This is a genomic window from Pseudomonas maioricensis, from assembly GCF_022790535.1.
Taxonomy (GTDB): domain Bacteria; phylum Pseudomonadota; class Gammaproteobacteria; order Pseudomonadales; family Pseudomonadaceae; genus Aquipseudomonas; species Aquipseudomonas maioricensis.
Genome location: NZ_LOHG01000011.1, coordinates 188,671 through 207,008 on the forward strand (window position 1 = coordinate 188,671; position 18,338 = coordinate 207,008).

The 18,338-nt window shown below is 57.1% G+C and carries 11 protein-coding genes and 1 pseudogene; 6 read left to right on the plus strand and 6 right to left on the minus strand.

Going from position 1 to position 18,338, the window contains the following annotated elements; all coding sequences use genetic code 11:
- The first annotated feature begins 67 nt into the window (after positions 1-67).
- Positions 68-1,921, plus strand: coding sequence for an ABC transporter ATP-binding protein (locus AUC61_RS18265; protein ID WP_243247584.1), 1,854 nt, complete (start codon positions 68-70; stop codon positions 1,919-1,921).
- A gap of 8 nt (positions 1,922-1,929) precedes the next feature.
- Here AUC61_RS18265 and AUC61_RS18270 read toward each other — a convergent pair whose 3' ends face one another.
- From AUC61_RS18270 to AUC61_RS18280, 3 genes are all read right to left on the minus strand, one after another.
- Positions 1,930-2,931: an NADP-dependent oxidoreductase gene (locus AUC61_RS18270; protein WP_243247585.1), complete on the minus strand. Its 1,002-nt coding sequence runs from the start codon at positions 2,929-2,931 to the stop codon at positions 1,930-1,932.
- 140 nt (positions 2,932-3,071) lie between these two features.
- A complete protein-coding gene (locus AUC61_RS18275; RefSeq protein WP_243247586.1) occupies positions 3,072-3,860 on the minus strand; it encodes an SDR family NAD(P)-dependent oxidoreductase in 789 nt (262 codons plus the stop codon).
- A 49-nt stretch (positions 3,861-3,909) separates the two neighbouring features.
- A complete protein-coding gene (locus AUC61_RS18280; protein WP_243247587.1) occupies positions 3,910-4,992 on the minus strand; it encodes an alkene reductase in 1,083 nt (360 codons plus the stop codon).
- Positions 4,993-5,123: 131 nt separating this feature from the next.
- Between AUC61_RS18280 and AUC61_RS18285 the strand changes: the two genes are divergently transcribed.
- Positions 5,124-5,717 (plus strand): TetR family transcriptional regulator, encoded by a 594-nt coding sequence (locus tag AUC61_RS18285; RefSeq protein WP_243247588.1) that lies wholly within the window; start codon positions 5,124-5,126, stop codon positions 5,715-5,717.
- A 56-nt stretch (positions 5,718-5,773) separates the two neighbouring features.
- Here the strand turns inward: AUC61_RS18285 and AUC61_RS18290 are convergent, their stop codons facing one another.
- From AUC61_RS18290 to AUC61_RS26695, 3 genes and pseudogenes are all read right to left on the minus strand, one after another.
- The gene (locus tag AUC61_RS18290; RefSeq protein ID WP_243247589.1) at positions 5,774-6,973 is read right to left on the minus strand and encodes a GGDEF domain-containing protein; all 1,200 of its coding nucleotides are present in this window, start codon (positions 6,971-6,973) and stop codon (positions 5,774-5,776) included.
- 129 nt (positions 6,974-7,102) lie between these two features.
- A complete protein-coding gene (locus AUC61_RS26690; protein ID WP_422765492.1) occupies positions 7,103-7,966 on the minus strand; it encodes a methyl-accepting chemotaxis protein in 864 nt (287 codons plus the stop codon).
- Positions 7,967-9,127: pseudogene (locus AUC61_RS26695) on the minus strand (HAMP domain-containing protein); the annotation flags it as partial.
- A 539-nt stretch (positions 9,128-9,666) separates the two neighbouring features.
- Here AUC61_RS26695 and AUC61_RS18300 point away from each other — a divergent pair.
- The 4 genes from AUC61_RS18300 (at position 9,667) to AUC61_RS18315 (ending at position 18,226) form a co-directional block, all read left to right on the plus strand.
- Positions 9,667-12,099: a TonB-dependent receptor plug domain-containing protein gene (locus AUC61_RS18300; protein ID WP_243247591.1), complete on the plus strand. Its 2,433-nt coding sequence runs from the start codon at positions 9,667-9,669 to the stop codon at positions 12,097-12,099.
- Positions 12,100-12,383: 284 nt separating this feature from the next.
- Positions 12,384-13,625, plus strand: coding sequence for a multidrug efflux RND transporter periplasmic adaptor subunit MexE (gene mexE, locus AUC61_RS18305; protein WP_243247592.1), 1,242 nt, complete (start codon positions 12,384-12,386; stop codon positions 13,623-13,625).
- A 12-nt stretch (positions 13,626-13,637) separates the two neighbouring features.
- Positions 13,638-16,829, plus strand: coding sequence for an efflux RND transporter permease subunit (locus AUC61_RS18310; protein ID WP_243247593.1), 3,192 nt, complete (start codon positions 13,638-13,640; stop codon positions 16,827-16,829).
- Positions 16,829-18,226, plus strand: coding sequence for an efflux transporter outer membrane subunit (locus AUC61_RS18315; RefSeq protein WP_243247594.1), 1,398 nt, complete (start codon positions 16,829-16,831; stop codon positions 18,224-18,226). The genes AUC61_RS18310 and AUC61_RS18315 overlap by 1 nt, the downstream gene beginning before the upstream one ends.
- Positions 18,227-18,338 lie beyond the last annotated feature (112 nt).

Genomic DNA, 18,338 nt, shown 5'->3' on the forward strand with positions numbered 1-18,338 from the left:
GATCAAAAACCCTCAACGCAGCCTTTAAATGCCAGAATCTGCGCACTGGATCGTTTTGGAGACCACCATGCTTCGCGCGTTTGAACAATGGCTCGACCCCTTCCCGCCCGATGAAGTACCGCCACCGCCTGACGGCCTGGCCCGTTTTCTGTGGGCCTGCACACGCGGCGCACGCGGCTATATCCTTGCCCTTGCGTTACTCAGTGCCGGTGTGTCGATTTACGAAGCCTGGCTCTTTTCGTTTCTCGGCCAGGTCGTGGACCTGCTGTCGACCTGGCAGGCTGGCGGCGATGCGGCCTTACAGGAAAGCCGCGTGCTGTGGGGTATCGGCATCGTATTGCTGACCAGCATCGGCCTCGTAGCGTTGCGCACGATGGTTCAGCATCAGGTATTGGCGATCAACCTGCCCTTGCGCCTGCGCTGGGATTTCCATCGACTGATGTTGCGCCAAAGCCTGTCTTTCTTTTCCGATGAGTTCTCCGGGCGAGTCACCACCAAGGTGATGCAGACTGCCCTGTCTGTGCGCGATGTGCTGTTCACGATCATCGAGATCGCACCGGGGATCGGGGTCTACTTCATCGCGATCATCGCGCTGGCTGGTGCTTTTGACCTGAAGCTGATGCTGCCTTTTATTGCCTGGGTGGCGTTGTTCGGTCTGGCCATGCGTTATTTCGTGCCCCGCCTGGGTAAGGTCGGCCAGGAACAGGCCAATGCGCGGTCATCGATGACCGGACGTATTTCGGACGCCTACACCAACATCACCACGGTAAAGCTGTTCTCACACTCCAAACGTGAAGCGCACTTCGCCCGCGCCGCCATGGAGGACTTCAAGCTGACCGGCTTACGCCAGATGCGTCTGGTCAGCCAGTTCGAGATCGTCAACCAGGCATTGGTAGTGGCGTTGATCATGGGCGCAGGCGGTTATGCCCTGTGGCTGTGGCATCAAGGCCAGGTTGGCACCGGCGCGGTTGCAGCAATTACCGCCATGGCGCTACGCATCAATGGCATGTCGCACTGGATCATGTGGCAAATGACTTCGCTGTTCGAGAACATCGGTACCGTACAGGACGGCATGGCCACTCTGACCCGCGGCCCCAAGGTACAGGATGCGCCGGACGCGGACGCTCTGGTGACCACGGGTGGCGCGGTCACCTTCGATAATGTCAGCTTCAACTACAACGGCGAGCGCCAGGTGCTTGATGGCCTGAGCCTGACTATTCGGCCGGGTGAAAAAATCGGCTTGGTGGGTCGTTCCGGCGCTGGTAAATCCACACTGATCAACCTGCTGTTACGCTTCTATGACGTCGACAAAGGCGAGATTCGCATCGACGGACAAAACATCGCGCACGTCACTCAGGACAGTCTGCGCAGCGCCATCGGCATGGTCACTCAAGACACGTCCCTGCTGCACCGCTCCATTCGCGACAACATCGCCTATGGCCGTCCCGATGCGACTGACGAGCAAATCCGTACGGCGGCGGCCAATGCCCAGGCTGATGGATTTATCAGCCAGCTCAGCGACAAACAAGGTCATAGCGGCTACAACACGCTGGTGGGCGAGCGCGGCATCAAGCTTTCCGGCGGCCAGCGTCAGCGCGTCGCGATTGCCCGGGTGATGCTCAAGAATGCCCCGATCCTGCTGCTTGACGAGGCCACCAGCGCGCTGGACTCGGAGGTCGAGGTGGCCATCCAGGAAAGCCTTGATGAAATGATGGAGGGCAAGACCGTGATCGCCATCGCCCATCGTCTGTCCACGATTGCAGCCATGGACCGGCTCATCGTCATGGATGACGGACGCATCATAGAGCAAGGCACCCACGCCGAGTTGCTTGTCAGGAATGGTACCTATGCACGGCTATGGCACCACCAGAGCGGCGGGTTTCTGGGCGAGGATCAGGGCGTGGTTGAACCCATTGAATAGCGCGACCGTCATTTGATCTTGACCACAACTTTGCCTCTGGCCCGCCCTTTAGCCAGGTATTCGAGCGCGTCTTTTGCTTGCTCGAACGCAAAAACCTTGTCGATCACCGGACGAATCTGTTCGGCTTCAAGCAACTTGGCAATCTCGCCGAGTTGATCGCCGTCGGGCCGAACGAAGAGGAAGGAATAGGTCACCCCTCTGTTTCTTGTGAGCCGCATAATCCTGCGGCTCATAAGCCCAAAGATGAAGCCAAGCAAGCTGTTCAATCCGCGTGCACGGGCGAACGCTTTATCCAAAGGGCCAACCAGCGAAACGATCTTGCCGCCAGGCTTGAGAACGTCAACGGACTTCTCTATCGCGTCGCCCCGGAGCGTTCCGAGCACCAGATCGTAGTCACTTAGCACCGTCTCGAATGCCTGCTTCTTGTAATCGATCACCGTCTCTGCACCCAAACTGCTGACCAGTTGCACATTGGCCGTACTGGTATTGGTTGCCACTTTGGCGCCGAGATATCTCGCAAGCTGGATCGCAAAACTGCCAATGCCTCCAGAGCCGGCCGGAATAAATACTTTATGGCCCGGTTGAAGATCAGCACGTTCCCTGAACGCTTGCCACGAGGTCAGCCCAACCATCGGAATCGACGCCGCTTGCACAAAGTCCAGGTTGGCTGGTTTCAATGCGGCCGCGCTTTGCGGTACAACCGCAAACTCGGCGATTGAGCCGGTGCCGAGGTCGAACAGGCTGGCGAAGATCGCATCCCCAACCTTGAAGCGAGTCACGCCGCTACCGACCGCGGTGATTACGCCAGCCAGGTCACTGCCCAGAACGGCGGGCAGCTGGAACTTCAGGACGGGCTTGAAGATGCCGGTTGGGATCATGTTGTCGATAGGATTGATCCCGGCAGCGTGCACTTCGACCAACACTTCATCGGGCTTTAACACTGGCAGTGAAACCTGAGCAAAGCCCACATCAGGGGATTTGCCGTAGCGTTTAAAAACAAGCGCTTTCATGGTGCTCTGATTCCGAATAATGTGCGGGGAAATCCCGGCAGGCTAAGCGCATCCCCTGTGTGCGTTTTTTCAAAGCCCCCTGCCGAGTGCTCCCCGCAAACAACTTCGCAGGAAGCCTGTATGTTACGAAACCAGAACCATCAGGCTTTCGGCTGATAGCGCTCGGCGGCATGGGCCTGGCGGATGTCAGACAACAAGCCCTGACGCGCTCCATCCAGTGCATCCCAGCGCTCTGCGACGTGCAGCGGTGGAATGGTCACGAGTTCACGGCGGTCGAACCCGACCAGAGCGGCATCGACCAGCTCATCAACCTCCATTACATCGGCAATGGTATTAACGTCGATTCCCGCCCTCTCCCATATCTCAGTGCGCGTCGCGGCAGGCAGAACGGCCTGGACATAAACGCCCTTTGGAGAGAGTTCAAGGTTCAGGCCTTGAGACAGGAACAGCACAAACGCTTTGGTAGCACCATAAATCGTCATGCCAAACTCGGGTGCCAGGCCCACCACCGAGCCGATATTGATGATTGAGCCTGTACCTGACTGAGCAAAACGCGGGGCGACTGCGGCGGCCAAGCGGGTCAGCGCAGTGATGTTAAGGGTGATCAGGTTCTCGATAGCGTCTGCTTCCTGCTGGACGAACCCGCCCGACTGAGCCATGCCAGCGTTGTTGATGAGAATGCCAATATCAGCGTCGTCGCGCAGGCGAGCTTCAAGTGCAGTGAGGTCCGCAGCCCGGGTCAAATCGGCTTGCAGCACTTCAACTGCAACGCCGTTTTCTTCGCGCAAGTGCGCTGCCAGCGCGTCAAGGCGGGTCTTGTCACGTGCCACCAGCACCAGGTTATGACCACGGCTGGCGAAGCGTTTGGCGTAGGTGGCGCCGATACCGGTAGAGGCGCCGGTGATGAGTACAGTAGCGAGCTTTGTCATGGGAATCCTTCAAAAATTGGGGTTCGATCAGGCGTGGTAGCTAAGCGCTTCAGCCGGAAATGGTCGGGTAGTCGGTATAACCTGCCGCGCCGCCGCCATAGAGCGTGGCCGGGTTGAGCTGCGCCAGTGTTGCTCCGGTTTTCAATCGCTCGACCAGATCCGGGTTGCTGATGAAAGGACGACCAAAGGCAACGAGGTCAGCCTTGTCAGCATTCAAATGCTCAGTGGCAAGTTTCAGGTCGTAGCCGTTATTGGCCAGATAGGTCTGCTTGAAGCGACTGCGCAGTGCCGCGTAGTCGAACTCGGCCACATCACGCGGACCACCCGTTGCGCCTTCCACCACATGCAGAAAAGCCACGCCCAGGGCACTGAGTTGCTCGACGATGTACTCGTACTGCGGTTGCGGGTCGCTGCTGGAAATTGCATTGGCAGGCGAAACCGGTGAGATACGCACGCCCGTGCGCCCTGCCCCGATTTCTTCAACCACGGCCGTGACCACTTCCAGCAACAGGCGTGAGCGATTTTCGATAGAGCCACCGTAGGCATCAGTACGCTGGTTGGCACCGTCCTTGATGAACTGTTCCAACAGATAGCCGTTGGCTCCGTGAATTTCCACACCGTCAAAACCAGCAGCAATGGCGTTGGCCGCTGCCTGACGAAAATCGTTGACGATGCCAGGCAGTTCCGCGAGTTGAAGCGCGCGCGGCTCGGAAACGTCAGCAAATTCATTGTTAACGAAGACCTTGGTCTGCGCCCGTAGCGCTGAAGGCGCGACCGGCGCTGCACCACCCGGTTGCAAGTCAACGTGAGACACGCGGCCTACATGCCAAAGCTGGACAAAGATCCTTCCGCCCTCGGCATGCACAGCATCGGTAACCTTGCGCCAGCCCGCAATCTGTTCGGGCGTGTAAAGACCGGGTGTGTCCTGATAGCCCTGAGCCTGCGCTGAAACTTGTGTGGCCTCGGTGATGATCAGCCCTGCCGAAGCGCGCTGGGCATAGTAAGTGGCAGCCAATTCGCCGGGGACCAAGCCCGCACCGGCACGGTTACGGGTCAATGGCGCCATGACAACACGATTGGCGAGGGTCAGGTCGCCGAGGGCATAGGGTTCGAATAACGTTTTGTCGGACATTTGTTTTGGCTTCTGATGTGTGGATGAAGCCAATGATTACGGTCGCAATCTAAAATGTCAACGGTTTGATGTCGATCAACATCAATGTATAGTGTCGCACTCATAACGGTACAAACTTGAATGGGTAAGCGATGAAAGTCACCAGGCAACAGGCCCAAGCGAATCGCGCGCACATTGTCGAAACCGCATCGGCCCTTTTTCGGGAACGCGGTTATGACGGGGTTGGCATTGCTGATCTGATGGCGGCGGCTGGCTTTACTCAGGGCGGTTTCTACAAACACTTCCGCTCCAAGGCTGATCTGATGGCCGAGTCAGCCAGTTGCGGCATCGCCCAATCTGCAGCGCTGACGGCGGGAGCATCAGTTCAGGAGTTCATTGAGGTTTATCTTTCCCGCGAGCATCGCGACGACCGTTCCACCGGTTGCACGATGGCAGCGTTATGCGCAGATGCTGCGCGTAAGGAGGACGAGGTTCGGGCTACATTTGCTGCTGGTATCGAAACCCAACTGGCCACGCTACGAGAAGGCGCAGGGCATTCGGACGATACGGACTCTGCCCAATTACGCAAACGGCGTCTTGCTGTCATGGCGCAGGCACTCGGGGCAATCGTCCTGTCTCGTGCATGCCCGGATGACTCAACACTGGCCGATGAGATTCTCGCCGCCAGTCGCGAAGCTATTCTGGGGTCAGTGACTCCCTCTTCCGCTCCCGACAAGAAAATGTAAACCCTTGAGTTGAAAACGCATGGCAAGGAGCTGCCGAAAGCCACTCACTTGCTGCGCTACGGTGCCATGCATAGACGGTCACGACCCGCATGCTTGGCGGTATAAAGCGCGGCATCAGCAGCACCGATCAACGCTCCGGCACTGACTTGAGGCGCGACTGCAACCGCCAGCCCCAGGCTGATAGTGACCCTGGCACCTTCGCCCAATACCGGATGCGGAACATTGAGCTTGGCAACTGCCGCCCGCAGTGCTTCGGCTAACGTGCTGACTTTGTTGGCATCCGCATTAATCATCAACACCAGAATCTCTTCGCCACCAAAACGGAACGTCAACGCTCCTGTGTTTTTTGCGGTCTGCTGAATAGTTTCGCTCAGCAATCTGAGGCAGGTATCGCCCTGCGGGTGGCCATAACTGTCGTTGTAGAGTTTGAAGTGATCGATATCCAGCAGGATCGCGGCCACTTTCGTGGGCGTCTGCAAGGCGTGCTCCCAAATGGACATCAGGACTTCTTCCTGATAGCGCCGGTTGAACAATTGCGTGAGCGCATCAGTGCGGGCCATCTCCATCAATTGCACCTGCAACAAACGCCCTCTCAGCGCGAACAGATAGCTCATGCGGCTGCCCCGTTCCAGGAAATAAGACGCCATTAACAACAGCGCCACTGTGGCGACAAATAACAGTGCATTGGCTTGCCAGATCAGGAAGTCTGCAAAATTGGCAAGATAGGTCGTCACCAACTGGATGATCAACATGACGCTCATCGCCAGCGCAGCGTAACGCAGCGGTAGCTGCTGGATCATCGTGCAATACACCATGAGCAACAGCATCCCCAATTGATAATGAAGCCTGTAGGGGCTGTCGCTGTAGATCATGACCACCAACGGCATCAGCGACGCCAGTACGGTACCCATCGCTGCAGCGGTTTCCAGCGACCATCGTTGTGTCAGACGTTGAACCAGCAGCAAAAGCACGATGAACAGAGGGGTAATCAGGCACAAGCGTCCGAGTGCGACGTAGGTGAATACATCGCGCAGTGTCAGCCAGTCGCTGATCAGGAACAGGTTGTAAACCAGCCCTCCTCCAATACCGACGATGGTGAGGAATTGACGCCGCTGCTCAAGTGTTTCTGCTTCGTAGCGTTGTTCAAGATCGTCGCTAAAGCGCAACGCACGCACGCCTGAGACGATGGTCTGCTCGACCTCGATCAGCGTTTGAGGATCTTTGGAGCTGGGGCGATCCAGGAGGGTATTCAGCATGCGGCACCGCAACGACAAAAAGGAATCGGTTGGGATAGCTCGATTGAAACCTCTTGCTATCCAGATAACGGCAGCGACCGGCAAAAGCGATCGCTCCGTTTTCGCGTTATGAGTGCCAGTGATCACGTTCTACATTTTGAAACGTGACACCACCATTCGTAGTTCGCCAGCCAACGTCGACAACTCGTTAGCGGTGACCGCGTTATCTTCGATCTCTTCCCTGAGTGCCTCGCTCCCATTACGAATCTCAGTAACATTGCGGTTGATGTCTTCGGACACCGAATGCTGCTCCACCGCGGCACTGGCGATCTGGGTGTTCATGCCGACAATCCGGTCAACACCGTTATTGATTTCATCAAGGCTGGCCGCAGCCAGGTCAGCAGACGCAATACAATCCTGCGCTCTGTGCCTGCCCGCTTTCATTTGCTCTACTGCCGCCGTGGTTGCAAGTTGCAACTCTTGAATAATCCGACGAATTTCTTCGGTCGAATTCTGCGTACGCGATGCCAGGGTCCGGACCTCGTCAGCAACCACTGCGAAGCCGCGCCCCTGCTCACCAGCGCGGGCAGCTTCGATGGCCGCATTGAGCGCCAACAGATTGGTTTGATCAGCAATGTTGCGGATCACCTCGATCACGCCGCCGATTTCCTGGCTGTGCAGGGCAAGCGCAGACACTTTGTCAGCGCTGGCTTCAACTTCACTGGCCAGTTCTTCTACTGTTATCCGGGTGTCGCGCATCACCGCCAGACCAGTATTAGAAGCCTGGCTGGCTTGCTCCGCAGCTCGAGCGGCACCCTCGGTATTTTGCGCAACGTCTGCAACGCTTGCGGTCATCTCGTTGATCGCCGTGGCGACTTGCTCAGTCTCACCCTGCTGGGAACCCATTGACTGCCTGGCGCGATCAATCGACAAGCCCAGGCGTTGAGCGGCTTCCGATACGGACTGCGAGCTCTGCTCAACCTGAGTCAACGACGTGCTGAACGCTTGCGCCATATGGTTGAGGCCATTACCGATGTCTGCCATCTCATCTTTACCCTGCACTTTCGCGCGGGCCGTGAGATCGCCTTGGGCGATAAGCTGCGTAGCACTCAGCACACCGTCGATGGCACGCCGCATTGAGGTGTAAATACCAGCAAATGAATAGATCAGCAGCAGGCCGATAAGGGCCAAGCCGCCCAATATGAACGCTCTGTCTGCTGTTTTTTCGCCGACTCGCTGTTCCAGCAGTTCAGACAGTGACTCCTGAAGCATGTCCTGCGCCTTGTACAAGTCGGCCACCACAGCGTTGCCTTTTGCTGGCAGGTCTTGCACGCCGCTGATGGTGTCGCTCGTCGAGCGTATCAACGCTTCAATGTCGTTGCGAAAACTGTCCAGATTCGCCAGCGCGTTGGTTACCGGCTGTTGAATGCTGTCAGCGAGAGCGGGTTCCTTGCGGCGCAAAAGACCGATGCTCTGTTGGAGTTCTGTGCGTATCTGGGCTTCTTGCTTTAGCAACGATTGCAATGAAGAACGAGTGCTGTCACTTAATGGTTGCCCATTGCGCAACCCACTGGCCAGGCCTCGTAGCTGCCCGACGATATTGATTTGTCGAGGCAACCTGAGCGTGCTTTGGTCAATCATGAACAGCGACGCGTAATCTTCATCCAGCACCATGCCGGAAGTGGCTGAAACGAAATAGATGAAATTCAATGTCTGAGTCAGTTGCTCGTTCCACTCATCGAACGCTTTCATCTGATTGGCATCAGGTTTGGCCTGATCGACGAGTCGCTGAGCCCCCGAGCGCAAGCGCTGCACGCGGTCGCCTGTTTCCAGCGTCACATTGTATTGTCGGTCAGTAGATTCAAGCTTTGAAAAAGCGTCCTGAAGCTTCGCCTGGTTGGCAGCGAAATCAGCTTGAGCAGTGGAGTCACCACTCAACAATCGGTTGGTCAGCGCACGCTGCATCATCGACAGGCGAAGGACAGGCGTGACATCCATCAAGTAGCGCTGGCCTAGTTGCTCTGAACGCACCCCTTCAATGCTGTCATTGATCTGGTGAACTATTCGTGCAGCAAGGAGTGAAAGCGCAATCAGGACGATGAAGGCAAGCAGTGCGAATTTTGCGGGAAAACGTAGACGGCTGGACAGGTAAACGGCAGGAGCAAGGATGTTCATAGGATTCTCACAGCCCTTATTGGGGCGATTTTTTAGTGAAGGTGAGAACAATCCGTTTCTCTAATAAGCAGGGACTTCTTTGACCCCTTTGCAACGCACTTGATAGCGTGACACTACGAGCGCCATTCGATAATGGCCATGAGACATCATCGAAGTCAAAGCTCCGACTTGTAAGGCCTGCAGAAAGTTGCGTGGATATTTTCTGTTTCGGCAATATTTCGATTTTTATTGGGTTTTAGCGACGAATGGCGATGTGCCATCGAGGAATCTGTTGCCGGGTGACACGTTTCCCGTGTCGACGCATCCGGTACAGCCAGGGTTATACCTCCCTCGCCTACTATCAGGTTATTTCATACATAAGACCTACATAATGCCTTTAAAGAATAATATCAATATTCCAAAATAGCATTTCCAACGCTTTTGTTATGCAAATAACATTCATAGCAGACGACATCGTTTCAGGCATCACAACCTCTATCAGACCAACCAATCTGCACCCTCACCACGGGCCAGTGCCAGTTCAATGGACACCGCCCGACATGACAAAGACGCTTGCAGCAAGCGCTGCCAAAACGTTCCCGCTTTCAACACTCACCGCTGCTTTGTTGCTCGGGGCATTCTCGCCCCTCGTCGAGGCCGACAATGACGAATCCAGGCTCAGCACCGTTACGGTGATATCCACCGGCGTACGAGGACAACAGCGGACAGTGGCAGACAGTCCTGCGCCTATCGACATCATCAACAGTGATCAACTGCTAAAAACGGGCCGCGCAGAACTCTCTGAAGCGATCGCCAAACTGCTGCCCTCCTTCAATTTCGGAACAAATATTGCGGGCTACAACTCGGTGACCCGGCCGCTGAGCAATCGAAGCCTGGGGCCGGCTTACACGCTGGTGCTGGTCAACGGCAAGCGGCGGCACAATGGCGCAGTGGGTCAGCGAGGCTCAATCGATAACAGCGGTGCCAACGCAGTGGATATCGATCTGATCCCGGTCAGCGCCGTGGACCACATCGAAGTGCTCAAGGACAGCGCTGCCGCTCAGTACGGTTCTGACGCAGTTGCCGGGGTGATCAACATTATTCTCAAGTCCGGTGATTCCGGCGGGCACTATGAAAGCACCTACGGCAAGCTATTCTCGGGCGCGGGAGAAACCCTGAAGATTGCAGGTGACCAAGGCTTTACCCTTGGCGAAAAAGGCTTTTTCCACTTTTCAGCGGATGCCCGCAAACGAGGTGAAGCCGCCTGGAACGACAAGGCGGACAGTAGCGTTCGGGCGTTCAGCGACCCGGCAAAAGAAGCGTCCTGGGATCGCGTGGCAATCAAGAACGGCGATCCGGATTTGAAAGCCTTTAACCTCGCTTACAACGCCGAATTACCGCTGGAAGATCTGACGTTGTACTCCTTCACCACTTATGGCGAGCGCGACGCAGAGGCCGCTAACTATTTTCGCCTGCCCACTGGCACTGCCTCGGTGCCCGAAGTGCTCCCCGACGGTTACTACCCGTTGAACAACATCAAGGATACCGATTACCAGTTTCTGTTCGGTGGCAAGGGCGAGGCCGCCGACTGGAACTGGGACCTGAGCACCACCTACGGACGGAACAACGTTCATCACTCCAGCGACTTGAATATCAATCCGTCACTGGGCACGGCGTCGCCGACCAAATTCGACAATCTGGCGACTTTCCGCTTTGAACAATGGGTTAACAACCTGGACTTCACCCGTCGCTACGACAGCCTGTTTCAGTTGACCCCACCTGTGCAAGTATCAGCGGGGCTGGAACATCGCTGGGAACGTTTCAGCACCTTCGCGGGTGATCCGGAAGCCTATATTACCGGCACCTACCCTGCCGCTTCGGGGGCTCAGGCGGCCGTGACCATTCGCCCGGAGGATGAGGTCAACCTGATTCGCAACAACTATGCGGGCTACCTGGACCTTGGCTTTGATCTGACGGATCGCTGGTTTCTCGACGTCGCGGGACGGGTTGAACATTACGACGACGATTCAGGCAATACCTTTGGCCTGAAAGTGAACTCCCGTTACGAACTGACCGATACGGTTGCCGTACGTGGCACTGTCGGCACCGGCTTTCGTGCCCCTTCCCTGACCCAGATCGGCTATACGGTTGCGGACAATCGGGTCGCTGTCGATGTAAACGGCAACGTCGTACCGGCCGTGACCCGCCTGACCCCGTCAGGCAGCAACCTGGCCGCAGCGTTAGGCGGCGATGATCTGAAACCGGAGAAGTCGCGCAACCTCGGGCTGGGGTTGACCTGGCAACCGGCACCCCGAACCAGTGTTACGGCGGATGCTTACCTGATCGACATTGATGATCGAATTGCACTGACCAGCAACATTTATGATCAGGGCAACGGGGTGATCAACGGCATCCTCACCGCTCAAGGCGTCCCCAGCGGCACGTGGGTCAACTATTACACCAACGCATTCGACACCCGTACGCGGGGTCTGGATATCGTTGCCGACCACAGTACTCCGCTGGATGCCTGGGGAGAGGTGCGCTGGAGCCTGGGCTTCAACTGGAACAAAACCACTATTGAAGGCGTGCGCGATACGCCTGCTGCGCTGGCCAGCTCCGGTGTCACCCTGGTAGGACGTGATCGCGAAGGCGATTTGACCGAAGCATCACCCAAGACCAAATGGATACTGGGCGCCAACTGGAAGGTCGACGACCTGGCGGTAAACCTGCAGACCAGCCGAAACGGCGCAGTCAAGACACTGGCCGTCAATCCCAGTGGCGATCGTAGCTTTGGCGCCAAGTGGATAACCGATCTGGACGTCAGCTACACCTTTATTGATCAACTGACGGTAAGCATCGGCGGGACCAATATCTTTGACGTGCGGCCATCAAAAAATGCGGTTTACAGCAACCTCGGCCTGGCACCGTATGGCAACCCGCCGTTCTACCCGGGTGGCGGTTACTGGTACACCAAACTGGCTTATGATTTTTAGTTGATTAGTGATACTGCTCTACTTATCTGCGAATGAGGATCTGTGGGAGCAGAGCTTGCTCGCGATAAGGCTGGAAGCGGTCCAAAGTGAATCGCGTCCAGCCTTATCGCGAGCAAGCTCTGCTCCCACAGAATTCTGCGCAACTCCGCAAACCACCGGATTATTACCCGCCGAGCGATACTCAATATCATTCCGAATGATATTAACTTTTGTTTCATTCGATTCGTGCAATACAACCCTCAAGAACAGAATCCGCCCATCTTAATATTCCGGCGGACATTCCCATGGCTCAGAAATTCAATCAATTGCGCTTTCCACTCGCCGCGTTGGCGCTGGTGGTGATAAGCGCTTGCGGCGGAGCGCCTGAAGCGACGGTCGCGCCTGCGGCAGCCAAAGTCAGTGTTGCCAAGGTTCTGGAACAACCCGTCAACGAGTGGGATGAGTTCACCGGTCGCCTCGAAGCCCCCGAAACCGTAGAGATTCGCCCTCGCGTATCCGGTCAGATCGATGCCGTAGCCTTCACTGATGGCGCGCTGGTCAAGAAAGGCGACGTGCTGTTCCAGATCGACCCTCGCCCGTTCCAGTCAGAAGTTCGCCGCCTCGAAGCACAACTGCAGCAAGTTCGCGCGACGGCAACCCGCAGTGAAAACGAAGCCCAGCGTGGTGAGCGCCTGCGAACCAACAACGCTATCTCCGCTGAACTGGCTGATTCGCGCACCACCACTGCACAAGAAGCCCGTGCCGGTGTAGCGGCCATTCAGGCCCAGCTGGACCTGGCAAAACTCAACCTGAGCTTCACCCGCGTGACGTCGCCTATCAGTGGTCGCGTGAGCCGCGCCGAAATCACAGCCGGTAACATCGTCACCGCCGACGTGACGCCGTTGACCAGCGTGGTTTCCACCGACAAGGTTTACGCCTACTTCGACGCCGATGAGCGTGTCTTCCTTAAATACACCGAGCTGGCTCGCAAAGGCCAACGTGGCCAAACGACTCCGGTGTACCTGGGGCTTTCCAATGAAGTTGGCAACCCACACCAGGGCCAGATGAACTTCGTCGACAACCAGGTCAACCCGCGTACCGGCACCATTCGCGGTCGCGCTGTATTCGACAACAGCGACGGTAGCTTCACCCCGGGCCTGTATGCACGGGTCAAACTGGTTGGCAGCGGTACCTACTCCGCGGTGCTGATCAACGATGAAGCCGTCGGCACTGATCTGGGCAAGAAATTCGTGCTGGTCATGGACAAGGACAACAAGCCCTCTTACCGCCCGGTTGAGCTGGGGCCAAAAGTCGAAGGTCTGCGCATCGTGCGTAGCGGCCTGAGCAAAGACGACACCATCGTCGTCAAGGGCCTGCAACGTGTGCGTCCAGGCCAGCCGGTTACCCCGGAAGTCACTCCGATGGCCAGCGCCGAGACCCTCGCCGCGCTACTCAAACAACGCCAGGCTCTGGAAGCCAGCAACTTGCCGCAAGTGAAGCCTAAAGCACCTGAAAAAGTTGCCGGCATCGCCGCGCCACGCGGTTAAGGGAAACCACTGATGAACTTCTCTCAATTCTTTATCTCGCGTCCGATCTTCGCGGCAGTGCTGTCGCTGTTGATCCTGATCGCCGGGTCGATTTCACTCTTCCAGTTACCGATCAGTGAATACCCCGAAGTCGTACCGCCAACCGTGGTCGTTCGTGCCAACTTCCCGGGCGCCAACCCCAAGGTCATCGGCGAAACCGTCGCGGCTCCGCTGGAGCAAGCCATTACCGGTGTCGAAAACATGCTGTACATGTCTTCGCAATCCACCGCCGACGGCAAGATCACCCTGACCATCACTTTCGCGCTGGGTACTGACCTGGATAACGCGCAGGTACAGGTTCAGAACCGGGTCACCCGAACCGAGCCGAAACTGCCCGAAGAAGTGACGCGCATCGGTATCACCGTAGACAAGGCGTCGCCCGATCTGACGATGGTGGTCCACCTGACCTCGCCGGATAAACGTTACGACATGCTTTACCTGTCCAACTACGCCATCCTCAACATCAAGGACGAGCTGGCTCGCCTTGGCGGTGTCGGTGACGTGCAGTTGTTCGGTATGGGCGATTACTCGTTGCGAGTCTGGCTGGACCCAAACAAGACTGCTTCGCGCAATCTGACCGCGACCGATGTTGTAAACGCTATTCGCGAACAGAACCGTCAGGTCGCTGCGGGCCAGTTGGGCGCACCGCCCTCGCCTAGCGCTACCAGCTTCCAGATGTCAGTGAACACTCAGGGCCGTCTGGTCAGCGAAGAAGAATTCGAAAACATCGTGATTCGCTCCGGCGCCGATGGCGAAATCACTCGACTGCGCGATGTAGCGCGCGTCGAACTGGGCTCCAACCAATACGCCTTGCGCTCATTGCTGGATAACCAGCCCGCTGTGGCGATTCCAATCTTCCAGCGCCCTGGCTCCAACGCCATCGACATCTCCAACGAAGTTCGGGCAAAAATGACCGAACTAAAGCAAAACTTCCCTGAAGGAATGGATTTCAGCATCGTTTACGACCCGACGATCTTTGTTCGTGGCTCGATCGAGGCGGTTATCCATACCCTGTTCGAGGCGTTGATTCTGGTTGTGCTGGTGGTGATCCTGTTCCTGCAGACCTGGCGTGCTTCGATCATTCCGTTGGCTGCGGTACCGGTATCGCTGATCGGTACGTTCGCCGTGATGCACATGTTCGGCTTCTCACTCAATGCGCTATCGCTGTTCGGACTGGTTCTGGCCATCGGTATCGTGGTCGACGACGCCATCGTGGTGGTGGAAAACGTCGAGCGAAACATCGGACTCGGGCTGACCCCGGTCGAAGCCACCAAACGGGCCATGAAAGAAGTGACAGGGCCAATCATCGCCACGGCACTGGTGCTGTGTGCGGTATTCATCCCGGCTGCGTTCATCTCCGGATTGACCGGGCAGTTCTATAAGCAGTTTGCCCTGACGATTGCGATTTCCACGGTGATTTCGGCCTTCAACTCCCTGACTCTTTCTCCGGCGCTGTCAGCCGTGCTGCTCAAGGCTCACGACGCGCCAAAGGATCGTTTCTCGCGCGGCCTCGACAAAATATTTGGTGGTTGGTTGTTCCGGCCGTTCAACCGCGTGTTCGAACGCGCCAGTAACAGCTATGTGGGAATCGTCGGTCGCGTGATCCGCAGCAGCGGCATTGCCCTGGTGCTTTACGGCGGCCTGATGGTGCTGACCTACTTCGGTTTCGCCACCACACCAACAGGCTTCGTGCCGCCTCAGGACAAACAGTATCTGGTGGCTTTCGCCCAACTGCCGGACGCGGCCAGCCTGGACCGTACCGAAGACGTCATCAAACGCATGTCCGACATTGCCTTGAAACAGGAAGGTGTTGAAAGTGCGGTGGCGTTCCCTGGCCTGTCCATCAACGGTTTCACGAATAGCCCGAACGCCGGCATCGTGTTTGTGACCCTCAAGCCTTTTGAAGACCGTAAAGACGCCAGCCTGTCAGCGGGTGCCATCGCGGGTGCATTGAACGGCAAATTCGGCGACATTCAGGACGCCTACATGGCGATCTTCCCGCCACCGCCGGTACAAGGCCTGGGTACCATCGGCGGTTTCCGCCTGCAGATCGAAGACCGTGGCAACCTCGGTTACGACGAGCTCTATAAAGAGACGATGAACATCATCGCCAAGAGCCACAGCGTGCCGGAACTGGCCGGGCTGTTCACCAGCTACACCGTGAACGTGCCGCAAGTCGATGCTGCCATTGACCGTGAAAAAGCCAAGACCCACGGCGTGGCCATCAGCGACATTTTCGACACCCTTCAGGTGTATCTGGGCTCGCTGTACGCCAACGACTTCAACCGTTTCGGTCGTACTTATCAGGTCAACGTTCAGGCTGAACAACAGTTCCGTCAGGATGCCGACCAGATTGGTCAGCTCAAGGTTCGCAACAACCTTGGCGAGATGATTCCACTGGCGACCTTTATCAAAGTCAGCGATACCGCTGGCCCTGATCGCGTCATGCATTACAACGGCTTCATCACGGCTGAAATCAACGGCGCTGCGGCTCCGGGTTACAGCTCGGGTCAGGCTCAGGCCGCCGTGGAGAAACTGCTCAAGGACGAACTGCCTAATGGCATGACCTACGAGTGGACGGAGATCACGTATCAGCAAATCCTGTCAGGCAATACCGCGCTGCTGGTTTTCCCGCTGTGCGTACTGCTGGCCTTCCTGGTGCTGGCTGCTCAGTACGAAAGCTGGAGCCTGCCACTGGCGGTGATTCTGATCGTACCGATGACACTGCTGTCGGCCATCACTGGTGTGATCCTGTCCGGTAGCGACAACAACATCTTTACCCAGATCGGACTGATCGTATTGGTGGGACTGGCCTGTAAGAACGCGATCCTTATTGTCGAATTCGCCAAGGACAAGCAAAGCGAGGGCATGTCGCCGCTGGAAGCCGTACTGGAAGCGTGCCGCCTGCGTCTGCGTCCGATCCTGATGACCTCCTTCGCGTTCATCATGGGGGTTGTGCCGCTGGTGTTCTCCAGTGGTGCCGGTGCAGAAATGCGTCACGCCATGGGTGTAGCGGTGTTCTCGGGGATGCTTGGGGTGACTTTCTTCGGCTTGCTGCTGACACCGGTGTTCTACGTGCTGATTCGTAATTTTGTTGAGCGCAAAGAGGCCCGCAAGGCAGCCAAGGCACAGAGCCTGCAAACCCTGAACCCGGAGGCGCATTGATGAATTCGTTAAAGCTGTTCATGCCGAGCCTGCTGGTTCTCGCACTGGCGGCCTGTGCGGTCGGCCCTGATTACAAGGCACCCGATACCGCAGCAGCCAAGGTCGCTTCGGCGGAGAAAGGTAATTATGACCGCAGCCATCAGCAAACCGTCTGGTGGCAGCAGTTCGACGACCCGACGCTGAATAAGCTGGTGGCAAAGTCGCTCAACGACAACCGCGAACTGCGCGTCGCCTTTGCCCGCCTGAAAGCGGCCCGGGCGATCCGCGATGATGTCAGCAATGACGCCATGCCCGTGGTGACCAGCCGGGTCAGCAGTGATCTCGGCAAAGGCCAGCAACCTGGCATCACCGAGCGCCGCGTCAGCAGTGAACGTTACGATCTGGGCCTGGACATGGCCTGGGAACTGGACCTGTTTGGGCGGATCCAGCGTGAACTGGAAGCCAGCGAAGCCGATCAGGACGTTGCCGAGGCCAATCTGTATCAGCTTCAGGTCACCCTGATCGCTGAAGTAGTAGATGCCTATGGCCAGTTGCGCGGTGCGCAGCTGCGTGAAGGCATTGCCCGGGAAAACCTGAAAAACCAGCAGGAATCCCGTGGCGTTACCGAACAACTGCGCGATGCCGGTGTGGGTAACGAACTTGATGTCGTGAGAGCGGACGCCCGCCTCGCCGCCGTCGAAGCTTCGGTCCCACAACTGCAAGCTGAGCAGGTTCGTCAGCGTAATCGCATTGCGACTTTGCTCGGTGAACGTCCGGAAAGCCTGAGTGTTGATCTGAGCCCGGCGAAACTGCCAGCCATTGCCAAAGCACTGCCCATTGGTGATCCGACGCAGTTGCTGCGTCAGCGTCCGGACATTCGCTCGGCAGAGCGTCAACTGGCCTCCTCGACTGCGCGGATTGGTGTCGCAACCGCTGATTTGTTCCCTCGCGTCAGCCTGAGTGGTTTTCTGGGCTTCACCGCGGGACGTGGGTCGCAGATCGGCTCCTCAGCCGCCCGGGCATGGTCGTTAGGGCCGAGCATATCCTGGGCAGCTTTTGACCTGGGCAGCGTGCGAGCGCGAATCCGGGGCGCCGACGCCGATGCTGAAGGCGCGCTGGCCAACTACGAGCAGCAAGTGTTATTGGCACTGGAAGAGTCGGAAAATGCGTTCAGCGACTATGACAAACGTCAGCAACGTTTGGTCTCTCTGATCCGGCAAAGTGAAGCCAGTCGCGCGGCGGCCAATCTGGCGTCGATCCAGTATCGCGAAGGCACCGCAGACTTCCTGGTCCTGCTGGACGCGGAGCGCGAGCGTCTGGCGGCCGAGGACTCACAGGCTCAGGCTGAGATTGAGCTGTATCACGGCATTGTCGCTATCTATAAAGCACTGGGCGGAGGTTGGCAGCCACAGGCTTGATGGATTGAATGCTTAAACCAGGAAGCCCCGATTTCGGGGCTTTTTGGTGTCTGGCGTTTAGTGATATGTCCCCATAAATCACTAAATGGAAGAACTATAGATACCGGACACT